This window comes from bacterium (assembly GCA_035527515.1).
GTDB lineage: Bacteria > B130-G9 > B130-G9 > B130-G9 > B130-G9 > B130-G9.
In genome coordinates this window covers 1-3853 of record DATLAJ010000105.1, presented here as the reverse complement: position 1 = coordinate 3853, position 3853 = coordinate 1, and the positions used below count along the sequence as shown (strand labels likewise).

Here is a 3853-nt window from a genome sequence, read left to right as displayed (position 1 = left end):
ATCTTGCCCTCAACGTATACCTGGCTCCCCTTGCTCAGGTACTCCCCGCAAACCTCGGCGATGCGGCCGAAGAACGAGACTCGGTGCCACTCGGTCGACTCCTTCATCTCCCCGCTCGCCTTGTCCTTCCAGCGATCTGTGGTGGCGATTCTCAGGTTGGCGACGGACTCCCCCGACGGGAGCGCCCTGACTTCCGGGTCGGCGCCAAGATTTCCGATGATGATAACTTTGTTGACTGATGCCATGTGCTAAATACTCCCATGCCAGCGCCAGGGGCGCGGCCGTTGTTGGAAAAAATCACGGAGGGACTTACCGTCCGTATCGCCTAAGGTGATGGCCTGGGTCTTGCTGCGATCGATGAAGCGATCGAGAATACCCGAGCCCGCTGCTGCTGCCTCCTGAAGCTCTCTAACCTGGCGCCTCTCTATGAGCCGGCGCTTCAGGTCTTTGAACGACATGTTTGGTTTCATTTCGAGAGCCTCTCAACCATAGCTTCAACCTCCTTGAGGAATACCAAGCTGTCGGCCATCACATCCATCCCAAGCTTGATGTCGTACTCGTAGCGCTTAATGAAGAGCTGGAGGTGCTTCGGGAACCGCGGATCGTAGGAGAAGAAGTCAACCCACAGTCGGTTGCAGACCAGCATCTGCAGCGTCATCTGCTGCTTGTAAGCGGCCGGCACAACGTCCTGCTCGATGTACTCGAGATGGGTGGTGCTTAGGGGGCACTTGATCTCTGCCATCCCCTCGGTCCCTATGAGGCCGTCAGGGCTCGCTCCAAGCCACTTAGTGGTCGGGTGCCTGCAGAACCCCACCTCCTCTACGATCTCCCCAGTAAGAACCTCGTAGGCCCTCCTGGCCTCGGCCTCGTGCTCCGTCCCCCAGATCATTGCCGCGTTCTTGTAGATGTCCGGTGAGGGCAGTCCCGTCAACCTTTCGGTTGCGAGTTTGAGGCGCAGGTTTCTCCGTCCCGCTGCCTCCCCCGTCTTCACTTTAGCCATGGCGTCCTTGACCGCGGACGCTGTCAAGTGGCCGGCGCGCTCGGCGAGCCACTCGGGTGTTCCCTGGACGGCGCTCAGTCCGCCGTCATGTTTGGGGCGCGGCATAGGTTTCGGCATTGGGTTGGGGAGTTTGTGCTCGGTCACTTCTTCGCCCTCAGTTCATCGGCCCGCTTGATAACCAGGGCCTTGATCTCCTTGTACGCCTCGACGTCTTTCGAGTCTTGACAGGAGGCGGCCGCCTTCTTCCAGAACTCCCTGAGCTTCTCGGAGTCATCGATCCCCTGGACACCAGCCTTCCAGTCAGCCTTCTGCTTGTCAGAGATGGCCGCCTTCGGTTCCTCTGCCGGCAAATCCTCGCCAGCGTAGATGTACAGTCCGATCCCGTGGAGGGCAATCGCCTTGGCGAGCGCCCTCTGCATGGCAGTGTTCAACTGCATGGAGTCCGGGTTTATGATGGCCTTGTTCCGGTGGTCCATGACCGGGAGCTGCGCGGTCCGGGAAACCTGGAAGGCGTTGACGGTGCAGAACACCATTGCCGTTTCCCCGATTGATATGAACGGCTTACCATCGGAGAATCGGTACTCCCAGGTAGCCGTTGGGTCTCGTTGCAGTAGCTGGTCAACCGCCCACGCCCACGATAGGTAGGTCAGCTCACCCTTCTTTTCCGTGTGGGCGTTGACGTTGATCTTCGATAGCTCGGCGAACGTCGTCATGCTTTGTATAATATTTTGAGCCATTATCCTTCCTGTTGTTCGGTTTCGGCCCAATACCAGGCATCCCTGTGCTCGGGGCGGACCTTCTTGTCTACCATCTCGTTCCAGATCTTGGCGACCACCTCGGGCTCGAGGCCGCGGGCGGCTGCAGTGATCTGGTGTAAGCTCGCACGACCGGCGCTGTACTTCTTGCCGTCGTCGGAGAATTTATAGGTGAGGTCGTGTCGGTTGACCGCCTCGGCGAACTCTTTCATTTCCATGTCGCTCTCCCTTGTGTAAGTGCGATGCGGAACGTATTGTCCCATAAAGGGAAGGGGGTGTCAAGCGCGTTCTGTTTTGACTTCCACTTCTGGTTCAGGTATACTCCGTCAAATCTCAACCTGGCAAGGATGAACCGTGTACGGCAAGATCTTTCAAGACATTTTTCAAAGCACCCTGATGTTCAATCAAGGGTGGGCGTCGGTATACGTCTTTTCATCGATGGTCGTCCTAGCGGATAAGGATGGGGTGGTCCCATACGACAACCGAGGGCTATACCGAATGCTCGGTATGGAGGCCGGACAAGGCCACCTCGAGGTTACCTTCGGGGATTTCATGGACATCATTGATAAACTCTCGGAACCTGATGACCTATCGAACTTACCCGACCACGAAGGCAGACGCATTATTCCGTTGCACCTCGTGCCCGAACACAAAGGAGACCGTGGTTTTTGGATCGTCAATTACGAATACTACCTCAATAAAGGCAGTAAGGCTGACCGGCAGGAACAGAACTCCAGGAACCAACAGTCTTTCCGGGATCGTAATGCGTCAGCAACCGTAAGCGATCGTAAGCGTTCGTCAGCGAAGTCAGCACATATAGATGTAGATGTAGATGTAGAGGTAGATAAGAAGAAAGAGAAAAGCACTGTCGAGCGAAGTGCTCGACGGGCTGCGGCTATCAGGCTTTTAGAGTACTGCAACCAGAAGACCGGGAAGAACCACCGTACAACTGGCAAGGGGGCCGATACCAACATCCGTATAGTCATGGCCCGGCTGGAGGAGTATGACGAGCAGACCCTCCGGGGGGTTATCATCGACCGCTGCTCGAGATGGAAGGGGGATCCCAAGAAAGAGGAATGGTTGAGGCCGTCCACCCTGTTTGGGAAAGAGAAGTGTTCGCAGTACGTTGGGGAGCTTCCGATCAAATGAGTCCGACACTGAAATGCCACTGCGGTGAGTACTACAACCTGAAGGACGGGGGGGTATGCCCCCACTGTGGGACAGACCACAACAAACCTATCCTGCCATTGCCGGCCCAGACCACGTTCAAGGATCTGGTTACAGAGCAGCGCCGGGAGGAGCGGTGGAAGGCGCGCGGCAGTCCGACGGCCGAGGACTCGAAGGAGTTGATCAAGGCCATCCAGGGATACACCAAGCCCTCGCCGCGGGAGCACTGGAGAAAGGTGCTTGCAACGAAGGGGCTGCCTTGGATCTCGTACCAATTCGCGAAGGATGCATTGAAAATTAAGGAGGCAGTATGAGCCTGACGCGAGAGCAGATCGAGGAGATCCGGCGAACGGCATTCCCGTACTCGTGGTTCAACCCTCTCTGCGACATGGCCCTGCGAACCGAGCGTGCCGAGGCAGAAGTTGTGGCGTTGGAGCGGGTCCGCGACGGTTTAGAGGCCGAGCTTGCCGAGGCGAACGAACGGAGGATGTATGAGTGACCTAGTGAAACGGCTGCGGGCTAGTCCGATACCCGCTGAGTCGCATCGTGCCGAAGCCGCCGACCGCATCGAGTGGTATGAGGCCGAGCATGTTGAACACCTTAGGATGCGGGAGGCACTAGCAAACAACGTGATCCGCCTTGAGGCCGAGCTTGCCGAGGCGAAGAAACGCCAGCACATGAGCGACTTGAACTATGACGTTCTTGAGCGCGCCCTCGCACGATCTCAGGGTGTGGAGGCCGATCTGGCGGCGATGCTGATACGCACCGAGCGTGCCGAGGCCGAGCTTGCTAAGTGGAAAGATGCAGAGCGCCGCCTGTCTGATGCTTACCTCCGGCTACGGGGCATCCTTGGGGCATGGGAAACCCCTAACGCTCCTACGGCTGAACAGGTTTGGGTGCATACCGAAGCTAAAGCACGCGAGCTTGCCGC

General features: G+C 57.5%; 9 protein-coding genes. 4 read left to right on the top strand and 5 right to left on the bottom strand.

Annotation, left to right across the window (positions count from 1 at the left end):
* The 5 genes from ssb to VM163_07775 form a co-directional block, all read right to left on the bottom strand.
* Nucleotides 1-245: single-stranded DNA-binding protein (gene ssb / locus VM163_07795; GenBank protein HUT03776.1), on the bottom strand; the 245-nt coding region annotated here is incomplete at its 3' end.
* Nucleotides 246-248: 3 nt separating this feature from the next.
* The gene (locus VM163_07790; GenBank protein ID HUT03775.1) at nucleotides 249-470 is read right to left on the bottom strand and encodes a hypothetical protein; all 222 of its coding nucleotides are present in this window, start codon (nucleotides 468-470) and stop codon (nucleotides 249-251) included.
* Complete coding sequence (locus tag VM163_07785; protein HUT03774.1) at nucleotides 467-1144, bottom strand: YqaJ viral recombinase family protein; 678 nt, start codon at nucleotides 1142-1144, stop codon at nucleotides 467-469. The genes VM163_07790 and VM163_07785 overlap by 4 nt, the downstream gene beginning before the upstream one ends.
* Entirely contained in the window at nucleotides 1141-1713 is a 573-nt protein-coding gene (locus VM163_07780) for a DUF1071 domain-containing protein (GenBank protein ID HUT03773.1), read from the bottom strand. Before VM163_07780 ends, VM163_07785 begins: the two co-directional genes overlap by 4 nt.
* Nucleotides 1714-1736: 23 nt before the next feature.
* A complete protein-coding gene (locus tag VM163_07775; GenBank protein HUT03772.1) occupies nucleotides 1737-1967 on the bottom strand; it encodes a hypothetical protein in 231 nt (76 codons plus the stop codon).
* A gap of 184 nt (nucleotides 1968-2151) precedes the next feature.
* Here VM163_07775 and VM163_07770 point away from each other — a divergent pair, with 184 nt between their 5' ends.
* From VM163_07770 to VM163_07755, 4 genes are all read left to right on the top strand, one after another.
* Nucleotides 2152-2904, top strand: coding sequence for a conserved phage C-terminal domain-containing protein (locus VM163_07770; protein ID HUT03771.1), 753 nt, complete (start codon nucleotides 2152-2154; stop codon nucleotides 2902-2904).
* On the top strand, nucleotides 2901-3236 hold the full coding sequence (locus tag VM163_07765; protein ID HUT03770.1) for a hypothetical protein: 336 nt from the start codon (nucleotides 2901-2903) through the stop codon (nucleotides 3234-3236). Before VM163_07770 ends, VM163_07765 begins: the two co-directional genes overlap by 4 nt.
* Entirely contained in the window at nucleotides 3233-3421 is a 189-nt protein-coding gene (locus tag VM163_07760; protein HUT03769.1) for a hypothetical protein, read from the top strand. The genes VM163_07765 and VM163_07760 overlap by 4 nt, the downstream gene beginning before the upstream one ends.
* Nucleotides 3414-3853: hypothetical protein (locus VM163_07755; GenBank protein HUT03768.1), on the top strand; the 440-nt coding region annotated here is incomplete at its 3' end. The genes VM163_07760 and VM163_07755, both read left to right, overlap by 8 nt.